At 54.9% G+C, this 26578-nt stretch carries 20 protein-coding genes, 1 tRNA gene, 2 rRNA genes and 3 pseudogenes (1 of these 26 running past the window's edge); 15 read left to right on the top strand and 11 right to left on the bottom strand.

Translation table 11 applies throughout. From position 1 onward, the window contains the following. From AB3G88_RS23170 to AB3G88_RS23155, 4 genes and pseudogenes are all read left to right on the top strand, one after another. Positions 1-1920: ribosomal RNA gene (locus AB3G88_RS23170) — 23S ribosomal RNA — on the top strand (it extends 972 nt beyond the left edge of the window). A 151-nt stretch (positions 1921-2071) separates the two neighbouring features. Further along, a 5S ribosomal RNA gene (gene rrf, locus AB3G88_RS23165) occupies positions 2072-2187 on the top strand. Between the two features lie 95 nt (positions 2188-2282). Then, a pseudogene (locus tag AB3G88_RS23160) lies at positions 2283-2756 on the top strand (IS66 family transposase); the annotation flags it as partial. Continuing rightward, positions 2753-2905 (top strand): hypothetical protein, encoded by a 153-nt coding sequence (locus AB3G88_RS23155; protein ID WP_158235039.1) that lies wholly within the window; start codon positions 2753-2755, stop codon positions 2903-2905. The pseudogene AB3G88_RS23160 and the gene AB3G88_RS23155, both read left to right, overlap by 4 nt. A 458-nt stretch (positions 2906-3363) precedes the next feature. Here the strand turns inward: AB3G88_RS23155 and AB3G88_RS23150 are convergent. The 5 genes and pseudogenes from AB3G88_RS23150 to AB3G88_RS23130 all read right to left on the bottom strand — a co-directional run bounded on the left by AB3G88_RS23150 (position 3364) and on the right by AB3G88_RS23130 (position 8156). Beyond that, positions 3364-3562, bottom strand: a pseudogene (locus tag AB3G88_RS23150) (hypothetical protein). A gap of 210 nt (positions 3563-3772) precedes the next feature. Continuing rightward, a complete protein-coding gene (locus tag AB3G88_RS23145) occupies positions 3773-4249 on the bottom strand; it encodes a Mov34/MPN/PAD-1 family protein (RefSeq protein WP_480451824.1) in 477 nt (158 codons plus the stop codon). Further along, a complete protein-coding gene (locus AB3G88_RS23140) occupies positions 4234-5943 on the bottom strand; it encodes a ThiF family adenylyltransferase (protein WP_480451822.1) in 1710 nt (569 codons plus the stop codon). The genes AB3G88_RS23145 and AB3G88_RS23140 overlap by 16 nt, the downstream gene beginning before the upstream one ends. A gap of 1 nt (position 5944) precedes the next feature. Next, entirely contained in the window at positions 5945-7153 is a 1209-nt protein-coding gene (locus tag AB3G88_RS23135) for a CBASS cGAMP synthase (RefSeq protein WP_458556561.1), read from the bottom strand. Further along, positions 7146-8156, bottom strand: a complete 1011-nt coding sequence (locus AB3G88_RS23130; protein ID WP_480451819.1) for a CBASS cGAMP-activated phospholipase — start codon at positions 8154-8156, stop codon at positions 7146-7148. Before AB3G88_RS23130 ends, AB3G88_RS23135 begins: the two co-directional genes overlap by 8 nt. Positions 8157-8395: 239 nt before the next feature. On the opposite strand from AB3G88_RS23130, the gene AB3G88_RS23125 reads away from it, so the two are divergent. Together AB3G88_RS23125 and AB3G88_RS23120 are read left to right on the top strand one after the other, a co-directional pair. Then, positions 8396-9073 (top strand): response regulator transcription factor, encoded by a 678-nt coding sequence (locus AB3G88_RS23125; protein WP_480451817.1) that lies wholly within the window; start codon positions 8396-8398, stop codon positions 9071-9073. 673 nt (positions 9074-9746) lie between these two features. Beyond that, positions 9747-11165 carry a sensor histidine kinase gene (locus AB3G88_RS23120; RefSeq protein WP_480451815.1) on the top strand — a complete coding sequence of 473 codons (1419 nt, stop codon included), beginning with the start codon at positions 9747-9749 and terminating at the stop codon, positions 11163-11165. A gap of 277 nt (positions 11166-11442) precedes the next feature. On the opposite strand, the gene AB3G88_RS23115 is transcribed toward AB3G88_RS23120, so the two are convergent. The 4 genes from AB3G88_RS23115 to AB3G88_RS23100 form a co-directional block, all read right to left on the bottom strand. Then, positions 11443-11715 (bottom strand): hypothetical protein, encoded by a 273-nt coding sequence (locus AB3G88_RS23115; protein WP_480451813.1) that lies wholly within the window; start codon positions 11713-11715, stop codon positions 11443-11445. Beyond that, the gene (locus AB3G88_RS23110) at positions 11712-12692 is read right to left on the bottom strand and encodes an integrase domain-containing protein (RefSeq protein WP_480451811.1); all 981 of its coding nucleotides are present in this window, start codon (positions 12690-12692) and stop codon (positions 11712-11714) included. Before AB3G88_RS23110 ends, AB3G88_RS23115 begins: the two co-directional genes overlap by 4 nt. A gap of 987 nt (positions 12693-13679) precedes the next feature. Next, positions 13680-15008 (bottom strand): tyrosine-type recombinase/integrase, encoded by a 1329-nt coding sequence (locus tag AB3G88_RS23105; protein ID WP_142580087.1) that lies wholly within the window; start codon positions 15006-15008, stop codon positions 13680-13682. A gap of 163 nt (positions 15009-15171) precedes the next feature. Continuing rightward, positions 15172-15256 (bottom strand) — tRNA-Leu (locus AB3G88_RS23100). A 108-nt stretch (positions 15257-15364) separates the two neighbouring features. Here AB3G88_RS23100 and queA point away from each other — a divergent pair. The 6 genes from queA to AB3G88_RS23070 all read left to right on the top strand — a co-directional run bounded on the left by queA (position 15365) and on the right by AB3G88_RS23070 (position 21439). Then, positions 15365-16414, top strand: coding sequence for a tRNA preQ1(34) S-adenosylmethionine ribosyltransferase-isomerase QueA (queA, locus tag AB3G88_RS23095; protein WP_099585625.1), 1050 nt, complete (start codon positions 15365-15367; stop codon positions 16412-16414). Positions 16415-16419: 5 nt separating this feature from the next. Further along, a complete protein-coding gene (gene tgt / locus AB3G88_RS23090) occupies positions 16420-17535 on the top strand; it encodes a tRNA guanosine(34) transglycosylase Tgt (protein ID WP_003175976.1) in 1116 nt (371 codons plus the stop codon). A 43-nt stretch (positions 17536-17578) separates the two neighbouring features. Next, a complete protein-coding gene (gene yajC / locus AB3G88_RS23085; RefSeq protein WP_003175975.1) occupies positions 17579-17917 on the top strand; it encodes a preprotein translocase subunit YajC in 339 nt (112 codons plus the stop codon). 62 nt (positions 17918-17979) lie between these two features. Continuing rightward, positions 17980-19848: a protein translocase subunit SecD gene (gene secD, locus AB3G88_RS23080; protein WP_099585624.1), complete on the top strand. Its 1869-nt coding sequence runs from the start codon at positions 17980-17982 to the stop codon at positions 19846-19848. Positions 19849-19857: 9 nt separating this feature from the next. Continuing rightward, positions 19858-20772: a protein translocase subunit SecF gene (gene secF, locus AB3G88_RS23075; RefSeq protein ID WP_099585623.1), complete on the top strand. Its 915-nt coding sequence runs from the start codon at positions 19858-19860 to the stop codon at positions 20770-20772. 124 nt (positions 20773-20896) lie between these two features. Beyond that, a complete protein-coding gene (locus AB3G88_RS23070) occupies positions 20897-21439 on the top strand; it encodes a glycine zipper 2TM domain-containing protein (RefSeq protein WP_003175972.1) in 543 nt (180 codons plus the stop codon). Positions 21440-21733: 294 nt separating this feature from the next. On the opposite strand, the pseudogene AB3G88_RS23065 reads toward AB3G88_RS23070, so the two are convergent. Together AB3G88_RS23065 and suhB are read right to left on the bottom strand one after the other, a co-directional pair. Then, positions 21734-23159 (bottom strand): annotated as a pseudogene (locus AB3G88_RS23065) (IS1182 family transposase). A gap of 109 nt (positions 23160-23268) precedes the next feature. Further along, a complete protein-coding gene (gene suhB / locus AB3G88_RS23060; protein WP_003175971.1) occupies positions 23269-24084 on the bottom strand; it encodes a type III secretion system regulator SuhB in 816 nt (271 codons plus the stop codon). A gap of 145 nt (positions 24085-24229) precedes the next feature. On the opposite strand from suhB, the gene trmJ reads away from it, so the two are divergent. The 3 genes from trmJ (at position 24230) to iscR (ending at position 26567) form a co-directional block, all read left to right on the top strand. Continuing rightward, positions 24230-25000 (top strand): tRNA (cytosine(32)/uridine(32)-2'-O)-methyltransferase TrmJ, encoded by a 771-nt coding sequence (gene trmJ, locus AB3G88_RS23055; protein WP_480451807.1) that lies wholly within the window; start codon positions 24230-24232, stop codon positions 24998-25000. A 2-nt stretch (positions 25001-25002) separates the two neighbouring features. Beyond that, the gene (cysE, locus tag AB3G88_RS23050) at positions 25003-25788 is read left to right on the top strand and encodes a serine O-acetyltransferase (protein ID WP_480451805.1); all 786 of its coding nucleotides are present in this window, start codon (positions 25003-25005) and stop codon (positions 25786-25788) included. A 287-nt stretch (positions 25789-26075) separates the two neighbouring features. Next, positions 26076-26567: a Fe-S cluster assembly transcriptional regulator IscR gene (gene iscR / locus AB3G88_RS23045; protein WP_480451804.1), complete on the top strand. Its 492-nt coding sequence runs from the start codon at positions 26076-26078 to the stop codon at positions 26565-26567. Positions 26568-26578 lie beyond the last annotated feature (11 nt).

The following is a 26578-nucleotide window of genomic DNA, read 5'->3' as shown; positions in this document are numbered from 1 at the left end:
CAACCCAGACCGTCAGCTAAGGTCCCAAAGTTATGGTTAAGTGGGAAACGATGTGGGAAGGCTTAGACAGCTAGGAGGTTGGCTTAGAAGCAGCCACCCTTTAAAGAAAGCGTAATAGCTCACTAGTCGAGTCGGCCTGCGCGGAAGATGTAACGGGGCTCAAACCATACACCGAAGCTACGGGTATCACGTAAGTGATGCGGTAGAGGAGCGTTCTGTAAGCCTGTGAAGGTGAGTTGAGAAGCTTGCTGGAGGTATCAGAAGTGCGAATGCTGACATGAGTAACGACAATGGGTGTGAAAAACACCCACGCCGAAAGACCAAGGTTTCCTGCGCAACGTTAATCGACGCAGGGTTAGTCGGTCCCTAAGGCGAGGCTGAAAAGCGTAGTCGATGGAAAACAGGTTAATATTCCTGTACTTCTGGTTATTGCGATGGAGGGACGGAGAAGGCTAGGCCAGCTTGGCGTTGGTTGTCCAAGTTTAAGGTGGTAGGCTGAGATCTTAGGTAAATCCGGGATCTTAAGGCCGAGAGCTGATGACGAGCTAACTTTTAGTTAGCGAAGTGGTTGATGCCATGCTTCCAAGAAAAGCTTCTAAGCTTCAGGTAACCAGGAACCGTACCCCAAACCGACACAGGTGGTTGGGTAGAGAATACCAAGGCGCTTGAGAGAACTCGGGTGAAGGAACTAGGCAAAATGGCACCGTAACTTCGGGAGAAGGTGCGCCGGTGAGGGTGAAGGACTTGCTCCGTAAGCTCATGCCGGTCGAAGATACCAGGCCGCTGCGACTGTTTATTAAAAACACAGCACTCTGCAAACACGAAAGTGGACGTATAGGGTGTGACGCCTGCCCGGTGCCGGAAGGTTAATTGATGGGGTTAGCTAACGCGAAGCTCTTGATCGAAGCCCCGGTAAACGGCGGCCGTAACTATAACGGTCCTAAGGTAGCGAAATTCCTTGTCGGGTAAGTTCCGACCTGCACGAATGGCGTAACGATGGCGGCGCTGTCTCCACCCGAGACTCAGTGAAATTGAAATCGCTGTGAAGATGCAGTGTATCCGCGGCTAGACGGAAAGACCCCGTGAACCTTTACTATAGCTTTGCACTGGACTTTGAATTTGCTTGTGTAGGATAGGTGGGAGGCTTTGAAGCGTGGACGCCAGTCTGCGTGGAGCCAACCTTGAAATACCACCCTGGCAACTTTGAGGTTCTAACTCAGGTCCGTTATCCGGATCGAGGACAGTGTATGGTGGGTAGTTTGACTGGGGCGGTCTCCTCCTAAAGAGTAACGGAGGAGTACGAAGGTGCGCTCAGACCGGTCGGAAATCGGTCGTAGAGTATAAAGGCAAAAGCGCGCTTGACTGCGAGACAGACACGTCGAGCAGGTACGAAAGTAGGTCTTAGTGATCCGGTGGTTCTGTATGGAAGGGCCATCGCTCAACGGATAAAAGGTACTCCGGGGATAACAGGCTGATACCGCCCAAGAGTTCATATCGACGGCGGTGTTTGGCACCTCGATGTCGGCTCATCACATCCTGGGGCTGAAGCCGGTCCCAAGGGTATGGCTGTTCGCCATTTAAAGTGGTACGCGAGCTGGGTTTAGAACGTCGTGAGACAGTTCGGTCCCTATCTGCCGTGGACGTTTGAGATTTGAGAGGGGCTGCTCCTAGTACGAGAGGACCGGAGTGGACGAACCTCTGGTGTTCCGGTTGTCACGCCAGTGGCATTGCCGGGTAGCTATGTTCGGAATAGATAACCGCTGAAAGCATCTAAGCGGGAAACTAGCCTCAAGATGAGATCTCACTGGAACCTTGAGTTCCCTGAAGGGCCGTCGAAGACTACGACGTTGATAGGTTGGGTGTGTAAGCGCTGTGAGGCGTTGAGCTAACCAATACTAATTGCCCGTGAGGCTTGACCATATAACACCCAAGCAATTTGCGTCGAAAGGCCAGATTGCGGTGTGTGAAGACGAGATGAACCGAAAGTTCGACGCTCACAAGACACCGAAAGCTATCACATACCCAATTTGCTGAAGCGAGGCCAACAGGCCGCGACTCAGTACCCGAATTTCTTGACGACCATAGAGCATTGGAACCACCTGATCCCATCCCGAACTCAGTAGTGAAACGATGCATCGCCGATGGTAGTGTGGGGTTTCCCCATGTGAGAGTAGGTCATCGTCAAGATTAAATTCCAGAACCCCATTTGCGAAAGCAGATGGGGTTTTGTTTTGGGCGGTCGAAAAGTTCGCAAATGTTCGCTCGCGCAAAACATGAACGAAGTGCTGTGTCGCCACGGCGTCGATATTCCACGCCAAACCTCGGCGCGCTGGGTGATCCACTGTGACGAAACGCGGGTCCAGGTGATGATAGAACTGGGTCGAGAGCCGACCAGCCAATCCTGGATGTGGATGCAAGCCAACGGGCGGCCGAATCAGCCCGTTATCGTGTTTGACTACTCGACTAACCGGGCGCATGAGGTTCCGTAGCGCTTGCTCGAAAGCTATCGTGGCTACCTGATGACCGATAACGCCTTGGGTGTGTAATCCGGTGTCGAACGTTTAGGCTGTTGGGCACATGCGCGACGCAAGTTTGTCGAGGCGCAAAATATGCGTGGCTGCCGACAGCGTCTTCGGTTGAGGATTGCGAAGCTTTATTGTCCTGGAACGGCTCGCCGGTATCGCAACGTGCTGTCCATCTTGATGGTCGGCAGGGTTTACTTTGAATTCAAAGAACGAGCGGAGCAGCGATCATGAAGTACGACGATAAACTGATTGAAGAAGCCATGCTTGCCCTGTTGGTAACCTGGTTCCGACTCGGATACCTGACTTCATACCACGGCAATACGGTAGGTGAGGTTGACCATATTCAAGTCAAGGTTCGCTCGTTTGCTTATGTGTGCTGATAGGGGGAGAAGGGGAGGCTATGTCATCACAAGACTCTCGCGGTTCCTAAGCGCGCTCACTGGCTTTTAAGGTTTGTAACTATCTCGGGGGTGGGTTTCGCTTGATCTTGCCTTCTGAGTGGTTATGCGGCCCCTGGCGACAGTTTTTTACTTTTTTGCAGACGAAAAAAAAGACCTTGAAATTCAAGGTCTTTCTTTAAGATGGTGCCCGAGGGAGACTCGAATAATAGCATAACTATATAATTAACATAGTTTTTTGCATGTGTACACTTCCACGTTGTACCGCGAAGTGTACACCCTACCTGTTTCAAGTAAGGACTGGTGTGGATGGACGCTTGATCGGATTTCTCCATCCGATTTCCGACGAGCTGTGAATAATATCTACAAGGAACTGGTTACGGATAGGCTCCCTGGTCTGCCAAAAAAATGCCGAACCGACACATGGCGAACTTTCGCGATTAGTCGGGAGTCATGAGCACAGCAAGCGTTATCTTGATGAACTCCTCGTTTCGATCGATCGTGTCCAGGGCGCCCCGAACATTGTCGGCGATGTCCGCCGATCCGCGCATCTCTACCCAGTTCGACAGCTCCATGATGACGGCCTCTAGGGCGAGCTGGTTTAAATAGCAGGGAAGGGAGTAAGTCTGAGTTTGGCATTGTGCAATCCTCCGTGAAATTTTCAGCGTAGCAGGGGGATTACTGACCTCGGTAGGGAGTTGCGCATGGTGGAAGGACGCAGGGAGGAGGGTGCATCCACAGTCGATTGCTGCCAGCCACGAGGGCCGCAGTCGACCAAAAGCGGACTGGCCCGCATTGGTTTACAAACTGCCGCTGACGCTTGAGGGTATCCACAAAGCTAGGTTGGATTCAGACCCTAGTTAGTGGAAGAATCTCTTGCAGGTTCGCTCCGCAACCAAGCCAGAAGCTATTACCTGACGAACCTACGATGGCGAATAAGTGCGAGCTCGGTAGTGCCTTTTTCAGCTTCTTCCACTCCACATAGTCTTTGGTTGAGGGCGTGGGGATGCTCTGCGGGTGCGTATGCCAATCTCCCACATAGTCGACAGTACCTCCGCTACTTGCCCAAGCATGATGTGCAGCTTTTTGATGGCCAGTATCCAGGCGGTCGAAGCTAAGTCTTGTTCTCTTGTCGTTCGAGAGGGGGCCGGTTGCCGAGATTACGTGAATGTGGTCGCCGGCTCTGTGGCCCAAAAGGATGCCTCCAGCTTCAGTCGTGTTGGATTTTGTCTGTGCATGCGAGAAGAGAAATTCCCACACATGCTCTTCGATCAGAACGTACCGTCCGGAACCGTCTGGCCAAGAAAATATTATTTCGTTGCGCATGCGGGACAGCCATCTAGCGGCCTGATGTTCTGGTTTTTAACCTTAAAGACATCGGCTGTTTCGACTGATCTTGTTCTGAAGCGGGGGCTTGGGTCATCTGACCTTAACCAGTCGACAATCAAGTCTGTCGCTAACGCTACTGCAGAAATTGGGGCGGACACTGCGTACGGTGTGTAGTGTTGGCAGGCTCTGTATGACTTCTCAGGATCTTCTTTGAGCACACGGAATCGTTCCTGCATATGGCTTTCCTCACCGTTGGATCGCAGGCATCTGAAGCAACCAAACTCGTGGCTATCAGTCCATAAAGCTTGAACGGTTTCTCCATTGCCTTTGATCCAGGCATGGAGGATCGGTGGAAAGCTGTATTTTGCGTTGATTTGGGCTTCGTTCAGCATCTCGGCAACAGATTCCTCGCCTGTCGCGTTCACGACTAGGTCAAAGTCCTTCAAGGAGTTTGGCGAGCGCATGTCGAGATTATGAGCCTCGATATTGATGCCTGGTAGCTGCAGATGAGCCTCATCTTTCAGGGCCTCCGCCTTGCTTTTGAAAAGATACTTGAAGCCGAGCGCATGCCTGCCTAGGTTTTCAGGCATGAGAATCTGTGGGTCGAATAGCTCTAGCTTGCCTTCTCCGTGGCCGGCTCCCATACGTATGAGTGCCTGGGCCAAGTAGCCGCCTATGGCGCCGCAGCCAATCAATGCCACCTTTTTCCCGGACAAAGCTGCCCCCAGTGATGATGTCAGGTTTCTTGAACCGATGAAGCTATGACTGAGATCCTGTACTCGCAGCCTGCTAATTTTTTCACCTCCGCCATACGTGAGCAGAAACTGAAATAGTGCTTTTCCTCGGTACTTGCCTCCACGCGAAAGGGCGAGCCTTTTGCGGATCGTCGAGTCGATGGAGAATTTGAATCCCACCCAACCGGCTGGGCAGTCAATCAAGAAGTAAGCGAATCCGATGTCTAAGAATTTCTTGTCAGTCTCGATGGCTGCTTGGCAACTTTTGTAAAGAGAGAGATCCCATTCCTTCAGCCACCGGAGTGTTTGTTTGATTGTCCAGGGGAGAGCATCCGTGACTGGCGGTTGAGCAACGCTTCGAAAGATCCAGCAGTGAGACTTGGTTTCTTCGTCGGCTTGCTCTCCCCACGCCGAAGCCATCTTGGAGGTGGAGTCGGCGTCAGTGGAGATAACCCTTCGGAGTCGTTCCCCAGGTACAAGGGAGTAAACCGATGCTGAACGGGACGCGGCTGACATGTTGCCGACGCCCACATTCACGACTGTGCCTTTGCTTGGAGTCGTCCAGTACGCCTGGAACTCTGCTTGGAAGTCACTGAAGTTTCTTGCAGGGTTAGCAATGAGGTCGTTGAGTAGCCCGGTGGCTTGATTTAGGCAACGCAGAATGGAGCTATCGGGGTTGTAACGATCGAGGATGACTTCTCCTTTGGCCATGTAGCAGAACGAGCCATCGGTCACATGATGGGCCATCCGTTTCGGTAAGAAGTGCGGCTGCCCCAAGATACGGATCTTGGGGTAGTCGATGAAGTCCCAGTCTGAAAGGCTCAACTCAATGCTGACCTCACCTGCATTGCAGGCGAGGTCCCCAACAAAACGCCGGCAACCACCCTTGATGGGCAATGCACGAAAGTTCAGGTCGTGCATTAACCGAAGAACATCCCCAACTCGTTTGGCGTCCATGTCAGCCTGCCGAAGTGTTAGGAACGTAGGGGGTCGCGACGATGGCAGGTGCGGCACTGCGCACTATGTTTGCCGGGGCCTCCTCTTGAATCAACTCAGGGGAGAAGGGAATGCGATCGCCGAGTACCGCGCGTAGTGAATGAAGCGCGTTTGAACCTTGATGAGATGAGGTGCTTCTTGAACTACGTAGGCTTGTTACAAGGCGATCAGCAGCATGCCCGGCTTCGATACGTTTGTCGTGCTTGAGCCTGTTGAAGTCTTCCGCATTCTCATCTATGCCATGCTCATAGATATCACCGCGCACCGCTTTGGCAACTACCGCAGCGGCCTGCTCCAGGGCAATGTCGTCGCGACCTCTTTTGCCTTCGAAGCCCTGGGCAATGGCAATCATCAACGAAACAGAGGTGGGGCCGCCACTCTTCCAGTTGAAGTCCCTCCACGCTTTCATATAGCGACAGACCCGGAGGAATTGCTCCCCCAGCTCGCCAAACCGCGTGATCTGATCACGGAACCACTTGGCAACGCTTTCAGGGTCTGAAGCGATCCACTTCCCGGTTCTCGATGCCATCATGATTTGATCAAGGTCATCCCAGGTTTGGGCATTGGCATAGACTAAGTCCATCGACTCCATCGATTCACACATCATGTCGAAGCTAGCAGAGTCCATCGCCCTGGCTTCTGCCTTCAGCATGGCAGTTTTCTCTACCACTTTCTCAAAGTCCGCGGCCGGGGCTGCGTACAAAGGGAGGTCTATGTGTGCCCAGCTTGCAACATCGATGCGGATGCAGGTGTCTTTCGCATCGTTGCCCGTAACAAGCGTCCACCCCTCCTGAAGACAGAGTATCTGTAGCAGCGATTCGACCAAGTCAAAGTAGGCCTTCGCCATCTCTGCCGGCGGGCCGTTCTCCTGCCAGACATCTACCGGGAGGTATACACCGTAGTCGAGATCCATTTCTTGGTCGAGCGTGTGTGCAGGTTGAATGCACGTGCTATAGGCCCAAGAGCCTTGCGTGCGAAAGCGGGGCTTCACCTGTTTTTGCATACCCAGTACGTGGACTGTGGCCGCCGCAATGGCAGGCTTTAAGTAGTCTTTGATTTTCGTCCTACAGTACCGCAGAAAGGCCCGTTGCTCATCGTTCGGAAGGAGTGCGCCATGCAAATGCTCAGTATTCGCAATGGAAGAGTAGAAGATCTTGGTGAGATTAAGCATGGCATTCCTCCTGAGATTGAGAATGTGCGCCGTAAAAGAATTTCGGTCTTGCCGCTTTGTGAGCAAACAAGCTCATGAATTTTGGGTCGCCCAGGCAGCTCTTGGCTTTCTCCAGTCCAGCACCACGCAGCACCTCCTGTGCATTCTTGTCGGCCTTATCCAATGCGACGGCTTTTGAGCGATCGTCTGTCAGATCCTCATCAACGTGGGTGTACCGTTCTCCTAGCTTGTGCATCAGCATGAAATCGCACAGAGATTCCTGAACCGAGATCGACAGGCCGAAGAGGCGCTGAGCAGCCTTGAATGGGTTGCCTCCACCCCAGTCGACCGCGCCGCCATTACGGTTATTTTTAGGGTTCACAGTGAATTTGGAGGACATCGTGCCAATAGAAAGAAGCTTCAATTGGGAAACGTCAGCCCCAAGGAACGTTTCGGCCTCATGGACAGCCAGCAGGCCAGGGGCGTTTGCGAAGAGACCTCCGTCGACGTACTGACTGTGTTGAAAGAAATGGCGCGGGAAATAGGTGGGGGCAGCACTGGTGGCTAGCCCGATGTCTACCATCTTGAGGAGATGGTCGCGGCGGAAATTCTCGTTGTGAGGTGTCTTGAATAGAACGGGTTTACCCGTTGAGTAGTTGATTGTGGGAATGATGACGGGATGCAGGGCGTCACCCAGCAGCCGCTCCCCCAGCATGTCTTCAGCTGATATGACCGTCTTCAGTTCCTCGCTACTGAAGGACGACTTGAAAATGGGCATGCGGGTTCTAGGTTTGAAGATATCCCGGCCTTTCTTCACAAACATCTCCACCAGATTGCTGGCGGGAATTTCGTTGGCAATCGCTAGGGCCAGAATTCCACCGATAGAGGTACCTGCAATGAGGTCGAAATGCCGAGCTATGGGGCCGCCCAGCTCACGCTCAATCTCAGCCAAGATCGTTGCGGTATAGAGGCCCCGGTATCCACCGCCGGATAGCGCGAGAATTTGAAAGCTTTCACGAGACATGAACAATTCCTTCTGGTGACGATCAGAGTCATGGGAAGGAATCTACGCGAGCAACCGTGAGGAAAAAACGCGGTTAGCGGATAGCTTTGATCATGAAAGTGAGGCGTCTCATCGACAGCGCGGTAAACGCTGCGGTGTGTGATGAAAAGCAGGTGAACGTGAGGATTTCCTCATGCGGAGACTCTTGCGCTAGGGCCTGCAAAGGAAAATCATATCGGTATTAGAGTGAGGATAGGTCTATGTACAAAATTGCCGTGATCGAAGATGTCCAAGAAGTTAACGATTCGCTGGCGGGTTATTGCAGGCAGCTAGCTGAAAATGTGGAAGTTGATCAGTTCCTTGATCGGGAATCAGCTGAAAAAGCTATCGTAAAAAACAATTACTCTCTGATTGTGCTGGATATTGAGTTGGCTCCAGATAGAAATGCAGGATTCGGTATAGTTAAGGTTAATAGTAAGGGTTTCAATAGTCCTGTTATTGTTGTGTCGGGGTTGGATCATTTGGTTTATAAGTCAATTATGCTGGAGCTGGATGTTTGGGACTACTTGGTTAAGCCGGTAACTGAGCCTGTAGAATTTATTGATTCGGCGCTCCGCGTTTTGCATCGAGCGTCTAAATCCAGGCAGGAATCAAGTGATACTGCTACAGATTTCTATATAAGTCAGGAGACCGGCAAGGCTTACTATAAGAATAAGGCGCTAAATATACCTCATACAGCGAAAATGATTCTTCAAAAGATATATAACGCTCAGGGTGCGGTCGTGGCTTATGATGATATGTATTGCTTTGTTAAGAGTGGGCGTAATCCCCAAGGGCTTCAGCAGCACTTCCGAACTATACGAATGGCCTTGCAGGAGGTGAACGCGGACGGGAGTATAGATGTGGTGCGAATGAAGGGCGCAAGATGGCAGGAATAGTTTTTGATCTTGCAAGGCTTCGTCTTAATCTTGCCAAGGCCAAAATTCGCATATCTATCTATGGGGCTGTTTTTCTCATTTTCGTTGTGGTTTCGGTAGGTACTAAGTTTGCATTGGACTTAAGCTTCAATTCTATTGCCTCTCAGTATGAAGCACATGTCGTCAGGACTATTGAGCGAATTGCGTACGAGTATGATTCGCTTGATGGGCGTGTTTCCCTTTTGAATATCAGCGCCCCTTCCGCTGGTGCGCAAGGGATACCTCCGTATATTCTACCCATCGAATACGTGTCTGTGACGCCTGGCCATGCGGACGAGCTTAAGGCGCTTCCAAGCTGTAGCTACTCTCTGGACTCATCCAGTAGAAATCGAGTCTGTGTCGGTGTGCTGAATAATAAAGAGCCAGGTGCAATAGCCTATATTCGCGGTTCATTCTCCACGAGTGATACACTGGTATCGCCGAGATATGTGGATAATCCAGAAACTGGTCATAGATTTGTTGTGTCCATTAGTTCGCGGGGAAGGGGGACGACTACACCATAACCTTCGATCCCTTGTTGAGAAACCTGAAGGCGCCGGTACCCTATCTCTCCGAGGCTTGGAGCCTCACGGGTTTCAAGACTGGAAAGTCCAAGAACTTAGCATATGCCAGGGAGCCTGAAATTAGAGGCCGAGTGCTCAAGACCGCAAACTCGGGCGACTCTTCGGGCGATTTTGAATTCATTTTTCAGATCCCGTTGCCTTCGTTCTTGGATGATGCATATCTCGCGAACAAAGACTCAAGTCGTCCCTGGCCACCAGAGGATATCTACGAGACGAGAGTAACGGTCTCCTTGCATCGACCTGGTGCAGGGGCGAAAGAAAAAATATTTGACTCAACCAAATTTCAGCCTGATCCAATATTTTCCCTTGATAATGCGCGCCGATATTTGTCGCGGGGAGAGCAGTTGTCTTTTAAATCTAAGACCGGTGAGGTGTACTCTGTTCGTTCCGCTGCTACTGGCTATGCGGAGGCGGAAAAGGGAATGTTCCAAGAGCTCTATGCCAAGGTTACCAACTGGCTTATTAATTTTCTTGTTTCCTCTCCGGTAGTCACCAAGGAGTCAGTCATTGATGGTGGGGCAACTGTCAGCATACAAGGGGACGCATCGAGTGTGCTGACGGGGTGGAGAGAGGCCGCTGGTGCCAGTATTGCTTTCGCTTTCGTACTATTTGCGCTCTTAGTAGCTGTTTTGGTCTATCTACAAATTTTTATTCTGTCGCCACTATACAAGGTCAGAAAGAATACGCTTTTTATGCGAGAAAAGTTCAACGAGAAAGACCGAACGGATCCGCCTTACTCCATAAGCTCAAGCAAAAGTGAGATTGGCGTTCTTTGGGAGAATATCCAGGAACTTCATCAAGCTCTAACGTCAGCGAATGAAGTCTCGACAGAGAAGGCGAATAGAGAGAGGGAGCTTATGCTGTCGCTTGGACACGAGATCCGGTCGCCGCTACAGAGCCTCATATCGAGGCATCCCGATGCGCGGGATGCTGACCGGAGGGATATAGACCGGATTTCGTTTGCGTTGGAAACTCTCTCCGGAGCTTATGCTGATAGCGATGTTGGGGACGCTGGGCTCAAACGTCATCCGAAGGATATTTTTGCAAGTTTACCTGCAAATACCACTAGCGAGAACATTACAGAGTATCTAGTGAATGCCAGTGAGTCTCATCATATAGGAGAGATTGTATATGATGGTTCTGGTGATTCGGTATATGCCCTGGCAAACGGGGATATGCTGGAGTCGGTGTTAGATGCTGTTATAAATAATGCCAATGATTTTAGGGTTCCAGGTACGCCCATTGTGCTATCCGTCGGTGTGGAGAATGCGCACGTCTCAATCACGGTGGCCAATCAAGGTCCCCCTATACCAGAAAATAAATTAGAGGAAATATTCAATTATGGCGTCTCCCTAAGAACAGGCCCGGGGAATAACTTGGGGCAGGGACTTAACATGGTGCGCAGCTATGTCGTGAGCATGCAGGGTAAGATCTCTGCTTTAAATGTCGAAAATGGGGTTGAGTTTAGAATTCGCCTCCTGAAAGCCTGAGGCAAACTGGGGGGGGGCAACGAAAACTGGACTGAATCGTCCCTAATTTAGTAGGCATATCCGATCGGCTGCTTATGGCCGATTCTGTTGAAAAAGTCGGCCTTAGTTTCCATGGCAAAAAAGTAAGCGCCTGAAATTGAAGTCCAGAATTTTCGCAGAGGCATACTGACTGAAATTTCACGTAGCAGCGTGCTAAAAGGCGTTTTCACCGATCAATTTCTCGGCAGTTTGAGAAAACCGACTTTTTCAACAGAATCGGCCGTTTTCTGACCTTCGCTTAGGGGGGGAACTGCCAGGATTTTCCTAGACGATGAGTGAGTAATTGCATGATCAGTAAATAATAGCGCGTCGATTCAGTGTGCTGGTTTAGATAGTGATTCAAAAACCAGGCAAGGTGTTTTCTCTGCCAAGTCCATGGATTGTCGCATTGCCAGCGCTCAGCGATCGCTGTTTGGATAGTCTTCGCCTGACGCAGGTGGCGGTGGCGTGTGGTGTGTGACCCGGTCAAGACGCCCGCCAGGAACAGCTCCATATCGAATGCCGTGTTCATGCTCGACCACCAATGTAAGCCGATACCACGCCGATACGGCCGTGCCCCAGCTCATAGCTGATTTGTACTCGAGCCTCCTGATCGAGGTGTCGGTTGAGCTGATAGCAATGGCCACAGTTGATAGGCGCGGGATGATGGGTGATTTGCTCGTAACGTTCGCATGCATAGGCTGCCCGCAATTCATGGAAGGCTTTGAGGTTGTTCTTATGGAGGATGTCCCGTGCGGGGCCGACGATTCTCTGCAAGAAATCGAGGTAGCTTTCGTTCGGCGCAAGCAGGTTGTGACTGCCACCGGGTGAGACCTGTTCGGCGAATCTTAGCGCTTTGCGAATATGATCATCCACCCTGATCCAGCGAGGAGCCGAGGCACTTGAGCGGCCCCCTTTGGTGCCATCCTGGATGTTGATCTTGCCGTAGTGTTCTGCCTCACGTTTTAAGCGCGGTAGGTCGGCCAAAATGGCCTCGCGTAAGCGCATGCCGGTGGCTCGCGCCAACTGAGCGATGGCCGCCGCGCGAGGCATTTGGTGTTCGCAGAGTACCTCGACGATCTGCTTCACGTGTTCGCGGTCTTGGCCTTGTGGCACCGAATGACGAACACTCGTGCGCCGCATTCCCAGCGCCTTGCTCGGACTAGGCACTTTCACAGACTGATCACCGCGAAGCGCCGCTATGGTTCGGTTCACGCTGGACAACCGGTTTTGCGCGGTGGCAATGCCGATAGCCCCTTGTTCAACTTGCTGACGCAGATACCCGGCGTAGCCCCGCAAAGTCTGCCGATCAATCCGCCGCGCATCGTTGAACCCTGGTCCATCCTCCGAACGACACCAGCGTACAAACGTCCGCCACCGATCACTGTGCGCCTTCACCGTGCCGTAATGCCCGCCGCCAAACAGATCGCGCAACGCCTGTGGCCCGGCGTAGCTCAGCTGTCGCCCATAGCCAAAATTGCGCCCATCTCGTCTGCCCACCAGCGCCATGATCGAACTCCTCTCGAAGCCAAAATTTTTAAAACTTTCCCCACGTCATCCCGCCAAGAATGTTGAGTGTTATCAGGGATCAAGGCCCCTGCGACCTGTGAGGTTGTCCACTAACGCGGGACTGGCGGCTCTTTACGACCGGGAGCATGGGCATCTCATGATCTGGCCCCCTGAGCACCGTTACCGGTGGGCGGGTGGAGGCTGCACTGGCTGACGAGACCAGCGCCGCGAGATCCTGAGCCGAGTAAACGCAGCAATGCGATGACCGGGGCATGCCTGACTGTCAGTCAGGTGCAGTCCATTCCTTGGGCTGCGGCACCACCATCTGCATCGCTGTTGCTGGTGACTTCGGTGTTTGTCACGCCGATTGTCACGAGGAGAAATGCCGCAATGCCTTGTACGAGGTGGGCTGCAGCAGTGGTAGGAGCGCCCGTCTCTTTCCGGAAGAAAGAGACGGGCGCAGGTTGGCGCAAGGAAATGGCCAAGCGGATAGGTTGCTGCAGGGCAGCTATGAAAGGGAATGAGTTGCCGCAGTGGGCACGCAGGGAAAAGTAGGCATCCATCACATCGCTGTGACTGTGCGAGCCGCCGGACGCTAATCGCACTTTGGGTGAACCACCATGGTGTGGCGTAGCCTTAAAGGTTCTGGCTACCTGGGTTGCTGTCAACGACAGCGCTTTGCCCGATCTTTTCTACGCCTGTGGATAATTCGGGTCAAGGCTCGAATTTTCCGGAGTTCTGCGGCTGTGGATGAAATTATCCACCGGTGGAAATCAGTGGTTTTCCACAGACAGTTGCATAGGCTTTAGATTTATTAAGTGAGGTCCATCCAAACAGGGCGGCTTTGCAGCCCTGTTTGGATGGACCCGCGTGGAAGGCTGGGCTGTGGAGATCTCACCGACTTACCAGTGCTGGAATACGCCACGGTAGTTTTACAAGGTTATGATGTTGTCGTCGACCGGGTCGAATTGGTGAAGCGTCACGTGATCACTGAGTCTCCGTTGAGTCTGTCTCGATAGGCAACTTTTGGAGGTGATCATCTTTGTGTGCATGAGATGCTGTTAGAGGCGGTGCAGAAGGGCGTGCGAGGAACTGATTAACGCGAGTATCAAATTGATCGCGAAGGTTGGCTGTAATGCCTTCTTTGAGGGCGTCGAGATAGTCTGCATACCACTGCATCATGATCCGACGTTGCGGCAGGTATAGGGCTTGATTGTACTCGCCAGAGATGCCGCCCTCGACGTGAGCCAGCTGGCTTTCGACATGGTCCTTCAGCCAGCCATGTTCGCGCAGCAGCGTGCTTGCGGTATGACGAGTGCCATGGCTGACGAGTCGTCCTTTGTAGCCGATCTTGGCGAACACTAGGTTGATCGTGTTTTCACTGATGACTGGCTGCTTTTCACCATTGCCTGGGAATAGATACCGACTGCGGCCAGTGCTTTGGTTCAGTTTGGTAAGCATGGCGATCAATTGATGAGGTAGAGGGCTGACGTAGTCTCTGCGCATCTTCATGCGGGCGGCCGGGATGGTCCATATCCCTTCCTCAAAATCGATTTCCTCCCATTTTGCGTAGCGGACCATGCCGGGGCGGCTCGCCGTCAGAATTGTCATCCATGATGCAATCCTCGCTGGTAGCCGGCTGGTGGTCTTGCTTAAGGCCCGGAGAAACTCAGGTAGTTCGTGTTCGTGCAGATGTGGGTAGTGTTGAGTGGGCGGTGGCGCTATCGCAATGGCATGGAGTTCGGAGGCTGGATTGTGTTCGCACAGGCCGCGTGCAATGGCTTGACTGAAAATTTGTTTCAGCCAGGTTCGGGTCTTGTCCGCAACATTGAAGGCGCCTCTTTTTTCGATGCAGGCCTGCAGTTTGGCGCAGTCGCTTCGCGTGATGAGCTCCAGTTGCTTCTCGCCGAGAGCGGGCAGTAGATCCTTATCAAGATAGTCGCGGATCTTCTTCAGCGTCGCGCTGCTGCGGCCGGAGTCCGATTTGAATTGGTACCAATACTCCGCGGCTCGCCTGAAGGTGTTGAGCCCGGCCTCCTGCTGTCGCAGTTTGTCATCGCGGCGTTTGGCGCCGGGGTTGGTGCCTTGCTTGAGTAGGTTGCGGCATTCTGCAGCTCGTTCACGGGCTTCCTGCAAGGAGATATACGGATACACGCCCAGTGACATGCGCGCCGCCCTCCCCTGATAGGTGTACCGGAAGTGCCAATACTTGCTGCCGTTGGGTTTCACCAGCAAGGCAAGACCCGAACTATCACTCAGCGTGAACGGTCTGTCGGCAGGCTTGGATGCTTTGATTTGCAAGACGGTCAATGGCATCGCTGTACACCTCCGGTTCTCGAACTGGAATATGTACAGAAAATGTACCAAAAAGAGGTTGGCTTGCAAGAGATGGGGGTGGAACCCCAGAGACCAAAAAGCCCGCAGTTAGCGGGCTCTAGGGGTGTTACGTAGACGCTGGTAGTCGTCTATGTACTGCAAATGGTGCCCCGAGGGAGACTCGAACTCCCACTCCTTTCGAAAACGGATTTTGAATCCGCCGCGTCTACCAATTCCGCCATCAGGGCTCAATGGCGGCGAAGTATAGAGATGAGATTACCGTTGGTCAATCACGTTTCATGGTCTATTTTCACTATTTCCGCTAGACTTCCGGGCCCTGCTAGACGAACCCCATCATGCGCGTTGCTGACTTTACTTTTGAACTGCCTGATTCGCTGATCGCTCGCCACCCTTTGGCCGAGCGTCGCGCCAGTCGACTGCTGACCCTGGACGGGGTCAGCGGTGCCCTCGCACACCGTCAATTCACTGATTTGCTTGAGCATTTACGCCCAGGTGACTTGATGGTGTTCAACAATACCCGGGTGATTCCGGCACGGCTGTTTGGCCAGAAGGCTTCCGGCGGCAAGCTGGAGATTCTGGTGGAGCGTGTGCTCGACACTCATCGCGTCCTGGCCCATGTGCGCTCCAGTAAATCGCCGAAGCCAGGTTCAAGCATCCTCATCGACGGCGGTGGCGAAGCTGAAATGGTCGCGCGTCATGACGCACTGTTCGAACTCAAGTTCGCCGAAGAAGTGTTGCCCCTGTTGGAGCGTGTCGGCCATATGCCGTTGCCTCCGTACATCGACCGCCCTGATGAAGATTCGGACCGTGAGCGTTATCAGACGGTTTACTCCCAGCGCCTCGGTGCAGTAGCTGCGCCGACTGCCGGGCTGCATTTTGATCAGCCGTTGTTGGACGCGATTGCCGCCAAGGGCGTCGAGACCGCCTATGTGACCCTGCACGTGGGGGCCGGCACGTTTCAGCCGGTGCGTGTGGATAACATCGAAGACCATCATATGCACAGCGAATGGCTGGAAGTCAGTCAGGCTGTGGTCGATGCAGTCGCTGCGTGCAAGGCGCGTGGAGGGCGTGTGGTGGCGGTGGGCACCACCAGCGTGCGCTCCCTGGAAAGTGCGGCACGCGACGGCGTGCTCAAGCCATTCAGTGGCGACACCGATATCTTTATTTTCCCAGGCCGGCCGTTTCATGTTGTCGACTGCCTGGTGACCAACTTCCATTTGCCGGAATCCACGCTATTGATGCTGGTGTCGGCATTTGCCGGTTATCCCGAAACCATGGCCGCTTACCAGGCTGCCATCGACAATGGATACCGTTTTTTCAGCTACGGTGATGCGATGTTTATCACCCGCAATCCGGAGCCACGCGGCCCAGAGGGAACCTTATGAGTCGTATGTCGTTTGAATTATTGGCCACCGACGGCAAGGCCCGTCGTGGTCGCCTGACCTTCCCGCGCGGCACCGTAGAGACCCCGGCGTTCATGCCGGTTGGCACCTATGGCACCGTCAAGGGCATGCTGCCTCGCGACATCGTCGCCACCGGTGCCGAAATCATCCTCGGCAACACCTTCCACCTATGGCTGCGCCCGGGCACGGAAGTGATCAAGAAGCATGGCGACCTGCATGACTTCATGAAGTGGCAAGGCCCGATCCTCACCGACTCCGGTGGTTTCCAGGTGTTCAGCCTGGGCGCCATGCGCAAGATCAAGGAAGAGGGCGTGACCTTCGCCTCGCCGGTGGACGGCTCCAAAGTATTCATGGGTCCCGAAGAGTCCATGCAGGTGCAGCGTGACCTGGGCTCCGACATTGTGATGATCTTCGACGAATGCACGCCGTACCCGGCCGACGAAGACGTCGCACGAATTTCCATGGAGCTGTCCCTGCGTTGGGCCCAGCGTTCGAAGAACGCCCACGGGGACAACACTGCCGCGCTGTTCGGTATCGTCCAGGGCGGCATGCACGAAAGCCTGCGTAAACGCTCGCTGGAAGGCCTCGACAAAATCGGCTTCGATGGTCTGGCCATCGGCGGTTTGTCGGTAGGCGAACCCAAGCACGAGATGATCAAGGTGCTGGACTACTTGCCAGGCCTGATGCCTGCTGACAAACCTCGTTACCTTATGGGCGTTGGCAAACCGGAAGATCTCGTAGAGGGTGTGCGCCGCGGTGTGGACATGTTCGATTGCGTGATGCCAACCCGTAATGCCCGCAATGGGCATCTGTTCATCGATACAGGCGTGCTGAAGATCCGTAACGCGTTCCATCGCCATGATGATTCGCCGCTGGATCCCACCTGTGATTGCTACACCTGCCAGAACTTCTCCCGTGCTTATCTGCACCATCTGGACAAATGCGGGGAAATGCTGGGTAGCATGTTGAATACCATCCACAATTTGCGTCATTACCAAGTCCTGATGGCTGGTTTGCGCGAGGCTATTCAACAGGGTACATTGGCCGCCTTCGTCGATGCCTTCTATGCCAAGCGCGGGCTCCCTGTGCCGCCCTTGGACTGAGTTTCCCGACCCTAAGATTCACTATTTGCAACTGGAGTGCTAAATGAGCTTTTTTATCTCTAACGCCATGGCTGACGCCGCTGCGCCTGCCGCTGCCGGTCCTATGGGCGGTGGTTTCGAGTGGATTTTCCTGGTCGGCTTCCTGGTCATCTTCTACCTGATGATCTGGCGTCCACAGGCCAAGCGCGCCAAAGAGCAGAAAAACCTGCTCGGCAGCCTGCAAAAAGGTGACGAAGTTGTGACCACTGGCGGCATCGCCGGCAAGATCACCAAGGTTTCCGACGCTTTCGTGGTTCTGGAAGTCTCCGACACCGTAGAAATGAAGTTCCAGAAAGGCGCCATCGCCGCCACGCTGCCAAAAGGCACGCTCAAAGCGATCTGAGTAACAACCTTTACCAATCGACGGGGCGCGCAAGGCGCCCCGCGTTATAAGCGGGCGGCGTGATGCTGAACAAATACCCTCTGTGGAAATACGTACTGATCCTGGCGGTGCTGGCGATCGGTTTTATTTATTCCGCTCCCAATCTCTATCCTGATGACCCGGCGATCCAGATCACTGGCGCCAGCACTTCGTTGCAGGTCAACCAGGCTGATCTGGACCGCGCGAGCAAAGCGCTCACCGATGCGGGTATCCAGGTTAAAGCGGCAACATTGGCAGCTGGTGCGAAGGGCGGCTTGTTGCGCCTGACCAAGCAAGAAGACCAATTGCCGGCAAAAGATGTCGTGCGCAAGGCCATGGGTGACGACTACGTCGTTGCACTGAACCTGGCACAGACCACGCCACAATGGCTGCGCAGCATTGGCGCGCACCCGATGAAGCTGGGTCTGGACTTGTCCGGTGGTGTGCACTTCCTGTTGGAAGTCGACATGGACAAAGCCCTCGACGCGCGCCTGAAAGTCTACGAAGGCGACGTGAAGAGCCTGCTGCGTAAAGAGAAGCTGCGTTATCGCAGCCTGCCGCAGCTTAACGGTGCCATCCAGCTGGGCTTCTCCGATGAAGCTTCCCGCGAACAGGCCCGTGCGCTGATCCGCAAGAACTTCAACGATTTCGACATCGTACCGGCTGACCTGAATGGTCAGGCTGTACTGCGTCTGGCGATGAGCCCGGCCAAGATCGCGGAAATCCGCGAGTACTCCATCAAGCAGAACTTGACCACAGTACGTAACCGCGTCAACGAGCTGGGTGTGGCTGAGCCGATCGTTCAGCGCCAGGGCGCAAACCGCATCGTGGTTGAGCTGCCAGGCGTGCAGGACACGGCTGAAGCCAAGCGTATCCTGGGTAAAACCGCCAACCTGGAATTCCGCCTTGCGGCTGAGCCAGGTGCTTCTCGCGCCACTTCCGAGGAATTCGAATTCCGCGAAGGCAACCGTCCACCGGCGCAGATCGAGCGTGGCTTGATCATCACCGGTGACCAGGTAACTGACGCCAAGGCCGGTTTCGGCGAGCACGGCACGCCTGAGGTGAACATCCGCCTGGATGGTCATGGCGGCGAACTGATGAGCCGCGCCACGCGCAGCAACGTCGGTCGCAGCATGGCGGTGATCTTCATCGAGCAGCGTCCTGTCACCACCTACACCAAGCAGGTCGTCAACGGCGTCGAGAAAGACGTGCCGGTGCAGACCTTCAAGGAAGAGAAGAAGATCATCAGCCTGGCGACTATTCAGTCGCCGCTGGGTGCTCAGTTCCGTATCACTGGCCTGAACGGCCAGGGTGAATCCTCGGAACTGGCACTGCTGCTGCGTGCTGGTGGCCTGGCGGCACCGATGTACTTCGCTGAAGAACGTACCATCGGCCCGAGCCTGGGTGCGGACAACATCACCAAAGGCGTGGATGCTGCGCTGTGGGGCATGTTGTTCGTCTCGCTGTTCATCATCGCCATCTACCGCTTCTTCGGCGTCATCGCCACCGTCGCTTTGGCGGGCAACATGGTGATGCTGCTGGCTCTGATGTCGCTGCTGGGCGCAACACTGACCCTGCCGGGCATTGCCGGTATCGTGCTCACCATGGGTATGGCGGTTGACGCCAACGTACTGATCTTCTCGCGGATTCGTGAAGAGATCGCGGCGGGCATGACCGTACAGCGCGCAATCAACGAAGGCTTCGGCCGGGCATTTACTGCAATTCTCGACTCCAACTTGACCACTCTGTTGGTCGGCGGGATTCTCTTTGCGATGGGCACCGGCCCGGTCAAAGGTTTTGCGGTAACTATGTCCCTCGGTATCTTTACCTCGATGTTCACGGCCATCATGGTGACCCGCGCAATGGTCAACCTGATCTTTGGCGGGCGTGACTTCAAGAAGTTGTGGATTTAAGGGGCTGCCATGTTACGTACAATCAACTTCATGGGCGTTCGCAATATTGCGTTCGGCGCCACCGTGCTCCTTACCGTTCTGGCGTTGTTCAGCTGGTTCCATAAGGGCCTGAACTACGGTCTGGACTTTACCGGCGGTACGCTCATCGAGCTGACCTACGAGAAGCCGGCCGACGTTACCCTGGTGCGCAACGAGCTGGTCAAGGCTGGTTATCACGAAGCCGTCGTGCAGAGCTTTGGTGCGACCACCGACCTGCTGGTGCGCATGCCAGGCGAAGACCCGCAATTGGGTCACCAGGTTGCCGAGGCCTTGCAGAAGGTTGGCGGCGATAACCCGGCATCGGTCAAGCGCGTCGAGTTCGTTGGTCCGCAAGTGGGTGAAGAACTGCGCGACCAGGGCGGCCTCGGCATGCTGATGGCGCTGGTCGGCATCATGATCTACCTGGCGTTCCGCTTTCAGTGGAAGTTCGGTGTCGGCGCCATTGTTTCGCTGATCCACGACGTGATCGTGACCGTGGGTATTCTGGCGTACTTCCAGATCACCTTCGACCTGACCGTACTGGCTGCTGTGCTGGCGATCATTGGTTACTCCCTCAACGACACCATCGTGGTATTCGACCGGGTTCGTGAGAACTTCCGAGTACTGCGCAAGGCGACGTTGATCGAGAACATCAACATCTCCACGACCCAGACGCTGCTGCGGACCATGGCGACTTCGATCTCCACCTTGTTGGCGATTGCTGCGCTGATGATCTTCGGTGGCGACAACCTGTGGGGCTTCTCCCTGGCGCTGTTCATTGGCGTTCTGGCGGGTACCTACTCGTCGATCTACATCGCCAACGTGGTGCTGATCTGGCTGAACCTCAACAGCGAAGACTTGATCCCTCCGGCCGCGACTGGCAAGGAGGTCGACGACCGCCCTTGATGGGTGCTTGTTGATCTGCTGTTACAAGAAAGGCACGAGTATTGAACTCGTGCCTTTTTTTTTGCTCCAAGGCTGGGTATAGCGCGGATCTTTCGGTCCGTTTGTGATGGTCAGGAGGTTCAACGTGAACAAGTCGTTACTGGTTGGTGCGGTATTGGGTGCTGTCGGTGTGACTGCCGGGGGTGCTGTCGCCACCTACAGCCTGGTAAAAAGCGGCCCTGAGTATGCGCAAGTGCTGGCAGTGCAGCCGGTAAAAACCCAGATCAAGACCCCTCGTGAAGTCTGCAAGGACGTCGCCGTGACGCGTCAGCGTCCGGTACAGGACCAGCATCAGATTGCCGGTACCGTGGTTGGCGCCCTGGCGGGTGGCTTGCTGGGTAACCAGATCGGTGGGGGTAACGGTAAGAAGCTGGCCACTGTAGCCGGTGCCGTCGGCGGTGGTTACGCCGGTAACAAGGTTCAGGAAGGCATGCAGAACCGTGATACCTACACCACCACGCAAACCCGTTGTAACACCGTCAACGATATCAGCGACAAGGTTGTTGGTTATGACGTGCGTTACAACCTTGACGGCAAGGAAGGTTCGGTGCGCATGGATCGTGATCCGGGTGGTCAGATTCCAGTGGACAAAGAGGGTCGTCTGATCCTCGGTCAGAACCAGCAGTAATCTGAGTCTGGCACAGGCCTCAACGCTTGTGAGCTTCAAAATGTGGGAGGGGGCTTGCCCCCGATAGCGGTGGATCAGTCAGCCAGTTATTTGCTGACCCACTGCAATCGGGGGCAAGCCCCCTCCCACATTTGTTAAGTGTTGCTGCTGATGCATGGGTCTGGCTCAAATCCCGGGCATAAAAAAGCACCCCCTTGCAGACTGTGTGAAAACGCACTGAAGGCCGGCCCAACAAACGCCCCGACTCGTTCGGGGCGTTTGTTTTTATGCCGGCGACAGGCGAAAAAAGGCCTTCTAGCCCATTAGCGCCATCAGTTGGCGGGCCCCGAGCACGTTAATCGCTCGTTTCAGGTTGTAGGCATTCACCGCCAAGGCCATTTCAGCTTTCGTCCCCTCAAGTTGCCGCAGCAAGAAACGACCATTACCCAATAGCCACTGTTTGAGGTTGCCGAAGGGGTGCTCAACGATGGATCTTCGGTTGGCCATCATCTCAGGATGCGCCTGCATCCTTTGCTCCATCCGCTCGAAAGCCTCTTCATGGGCATGTCGTGAGACATAACGACGCTGGGCTCCAGTGCATTGCGCTTTCAGCGCGCAGTTGGCGCAGTCGTCGACGGCGGCCTGATAGATCCGATCACCTTTGTTGTGCTGCTTGAGCGTTAACCATTTGCCTGCCGGACACTGGTAACGATCGTGTTCGGCCTCGTAGGCAAAGTCTTTTCGCTCAAAGAGCTGTTCTTCCTGACAGCCAGGGTTTTTCGAACGATTGGGCGGTACATAGGCCGTAATCGAAGCATCCTCGCAGGCCTGAAATTGTTTCCCGTTGGAGTAACCGGCATCGGCAGTGATCGTCAGTTCATCTTGCTGTAACTCTGTTTTGGCGGCCTTAGCCATCGGCTCCAGCTGTTTTCGGTCATCGCCATCCTGGGTGACTTCATGATGCAAAATCAGGCAATGCTCGGCGTCTACGACGGTTTGCACGTTGTAGGCCACACGTGGCCCTTTGGCCGTGCGCATCATTCGGGCATCGCTTTCATGGGTGTTGAACTGCTCAATGCCCATCGAATTCATCAGCGCCTGGCAGCTCTGATTATCCTGCTGTCGAGCCTCAAGCTGCGCCAGCGCTGATTTGATCGCACTACGATCAACCACCGCAGTGATTTCAGCCTTATCGGCGGCGTCCAGCTCGGCCAGATACTGAGCGATGCGCTTATCCAGTTTTTCTTCCTGGCGCTTGAGCTGCTTCAAATTCACATGACGCCGTGAAGAGGCGACCGCCTGAAACTTGCTGCCGTCGACGGCCACCAGTTCACCGGCGATCAAGCCTGCCGTGCGGCAGAACCGCACGAAAGCACGGCAGGTCGCGATGAAGGCGGATTTGTTGTTCTTGCGAAAATCGGCGATGGTTTTGAAGTCGGGTTTCAGCCGGTTGATCAGCCACATCACTTCGATGTTGCGCTGGCATTCCGCTTCAAGACGGCGCGATGAGCGAATCCGCTGGAAATAGCCGTAGAGATAGAGTTTTAGCTGATCGGCAGGATCATAAGAGGGGCGACCGGGTGCCTTTGGGCAACGCCTTATCGAACCCCAACTGCACCAGATCCAGCTTGGCCACGTAGAGGTCTATGACTCGAACGAGGTGATCCTCGGGGATCAGTTCTTCCAGCGAGACCGGGAACAGGCTGGTCTGGCTGCGAGATTCGCCCTGGATGTACGCCATAACGAAAAAATGCTCCGTATCTTTCGATACGGAGCATTTTCTTTGAGCTCTGCGCAGATTGCTAGGTTTTCACACAGTCTGCTTGGGGTGCTTTTTTGTGCTCGCTCGCTTAGCGCTTCAGCGAAGCCGGCAGGTGCGGCTGGATCGCCGTCAGCACTGCCTTGAAGCACTTGGTGTTGCCAGCTACAACGTGGCCTTTTTCCAGGAAGTCATGACCGCCGGTGAAGTCGCTCACCAGACCGCCGGCCTCTTGGATCAAGAGGGCGCCTGCAGCCATATCCCACTCGGACAGGCCCGACTCCCAGAACGCATCAAAACGACCGGCGGCAACATAAGCCAGATCCAGGCTTGCGGCGCCGGCGCGACGGATACCGGCGGTCTGGCCCACCAGGGCGCGGAACATGCCCAGGTAGTTTTCCAGGTTGTCCATTTGGTCGTCACGGAACGGGAAGCCGGTACCCAGGAGGGCGCCGTCCAGGCTGGTGCGGCCGCTGACACGCAGGCGGCGACCGTTCAACTGGGCGCCACGGCCACGGCTGGCGGTGAATTCTTCCTGGCGAACCGGGTCCAGGACGACGGCATGTTCCAGGCGACCACGGTATTTGCACGCGATGCTGACGGCAAAGTGCGGGATGCCGCGCAGGAAGTTGGTGGTGCCATCCAGTGGGTCGATGATCCACAGGTAGTCTTCGCCTTCGCCGCTGCCTTTGTGCAGGCCGGTTTCCTCGCCGAGGATGCCGTGGGTAGGGTAGGCCTTGCGCAACGCGTCGATGATTTTCTGTTCGGCGGCGCGGTCCACCTCGGATACATAATCCTTGGCGTCTTTTTCGTCGACCTTGATGGTATCCAGGCGCTCGATGGAGCGGAAGATCAATTCACTGGCGCTGCGGGCGGCGCGCAGCGCGATATTCAGCATGGGCTGCATGGATGTGTCACCTAAGGTTGTTAAAGAAAGCCGGGCATTCTAGCAGAAACTTTCTTCAGGTGAAGGACGACGTTAGCTTTCATGGCATAACCTTAGGCGGTTCTGTAAGATTTGCTCCCCTTTCCCGTGTCCGAGAGCGCCTCCCTTGCTGCAAAACATTCGTGTCGTCTTGGTCAATACCAGTCATCCCGGCAATATCGGGGGGGTGGCGCGAGCCATGAAAAACATGGGGCTGACGCGCCTGGTGCTGGTTGAGCCGCGCGTGTTTCCGCATCACGAGGCCGATGCCCGCGCATCCGGTGCCAATGACATCCTTGAAAAAGCCCAGGTCGTGGCCACCTTGGAGGATGCCTTGGTCGGCTGCAACCTGGTGCTCGGTACCAGCGCCCGTGACCGTCGTATCCCCTGGCCGCTGTTGGATCCCCGTGAGTGCGGCAACAAAGTGGTGGAAGAGGCGGCTGGTGGCGCAGAAATCGCTTTGGTGTTTGGTCGTGAAGACTCTGGTCTCACCAATGAGGAGCTGCAGCGATGTCACTACCACGTGCACATCCCATCAGACCCTGAGTTCAGTTCGCTGAACCTCGGGGCGGCGGTGCAGGTGCTGACTTACGAAGTGCGCATGGCGTGGCTGGCGGCTGCCGGCCAGCCAAGCAAAATGGAGAAGGAAGAGGTTGCTTCGACCAAGAGTGGCGAACTGGCCACCATGGACGAACTTGAGCGGTTCTATGAGCACCTGGAGCAAACCCTGGTGGCGATCGAATTCCTTGATCCTGAAAAACCACGGCACTTGATGGCGCGCCTGCGTCGGTTGTACGGACGCAGCTCGGTAAGTCGGGCGGAAATGAATATATTGCGTGGCGTCCTCACGGAAACCCAGAAAGCGGCCCGTGGCGAGCTTCTTAAGCGGAAGGATTAAAAATGTTCGAGCGTTTGCGAGAAGATATCCAGAGTGTTTTCCACCGTGACCCGGCGGCGCGCAACGCCTTTGAAGTGCTGACCTGCTATCCGGGTATGCACGCTATCTGGATCCATCGCCTGTCCGGCGCCTTGTGGGGTATGGGCTGGAAATGGCTGGCGCGGCTGGTGTCGAACTTTGGTCGCTGGATGACCGGGATCGAGATTCACCCGGGGGCCAAGGTGGGACGCCGCTTCTTTATCGACCATGGCATGGGCATTGTTATCGGCGAAACCGCTGAGATTGGTGACGACGTCACCCTGTACCAGGGCGTGACCCTGGGCGGCACCAGTTGGAACAAGGGTAAGCGCCACCCGACGCTGGAAGATGGTGTGGTGGTGGGGGCGGGGGCCAAGGTGCTGGGTCCTTTCACGGTGGGGGCTGGTGCCAAAGTCGGCTCCAACGCTGTGGTTACGAAGGCCGTGCCGGCCGGTGCCACCGTGGTGGGTATTCCCGGTCGGATCATTGTCAAGCCGGAAGTGGGCGATGAGCAGGAAGCCAAGCGCAAGGCCATGGCCGAGAAAATCGGCTTCGATGCCTACGGTGTCAGCGAAGACATGCCCGATCCGGTCGCTCGTGCCATTGGTCAGTTGCTCGACCATCTTCAAGCGGTGGACGGCAAGCTGGACGGTATGTGCGGCGCGCTGAAGGAGTTGGGCAGCCCGTACTGTGCCAAAGACTTGCCTTCACTGCGTGAAGAAGATTTTGCTGAAATCAAGGACGAAGCCGCTACCACCAGGGCAGGCTGAGCGCGGTCCCTCGTGGGAGCTGGCTTGCCTGCGATTGCGGTGGGCCAGCGGCCTATAAGTTAGCTGATAGGCTGCTATCGCAGGCAAGCCAGCTCCCACATTTGATCTCCATTGGCTCAGTGGTCTTGCTGCAGGCCTGGTTGCGCTGTTCGATCCCACCCCATCCTGCTATGATTCGCGCGCCCTTTTTACGGGTAATCCTGACTAAAGTACTAGGTCTTATAGTTGACTTAAATACTCGGGAATCGCATACTTGCCCACATTCTGAAACACCTTGGTAATTGTCCATGAGACTGACTACAAAAGGCCGATACGCGGTGACTGCCATGCTCAACCTGGCCTTGCACGCGCAAACTGGGCCGGTGTCCCTGGCTGATATCTCCGAGCGCCAAGGCATTTCCCTGTCCTATCTTGAGCAGCTGTTCGCCAAATTACGCCGTAGCAATCTGGTCTCCAGCGTGCGTGGGCCAGGTGGCGGCTATCAGCTGTCCCGCGATATGCAGGGCATCCAGGTGGCTCAAGTGATCGATGCGGTCAACGAATCCGTCGACGCGACCAAATGCCAAGGCTTGGGTGACTGCCACGCTGGCGACACCTGCCTGACACACCATCTGTGGTGTGACTTGAGCCTGCAGATCCATGAGTTTTTGAGTGGTATCAGCTTGGCTGATCTTGTGACTCGCCGTGAGGTGCAAGAAGTAGCCCAGCGTCAGGACCAGCGCCGTTGCAACACCAAGGCGCCGCGTCTGGACAAGATTGAAGCGTCCGCCGTCGAGTGACAGCCGAAGAG

Source organism: Pseudomonas arvensis (assembly GCF_056688935.1).
This window is presented reverse-complemented; position numbering and strand designations above follow the sequence as displayed.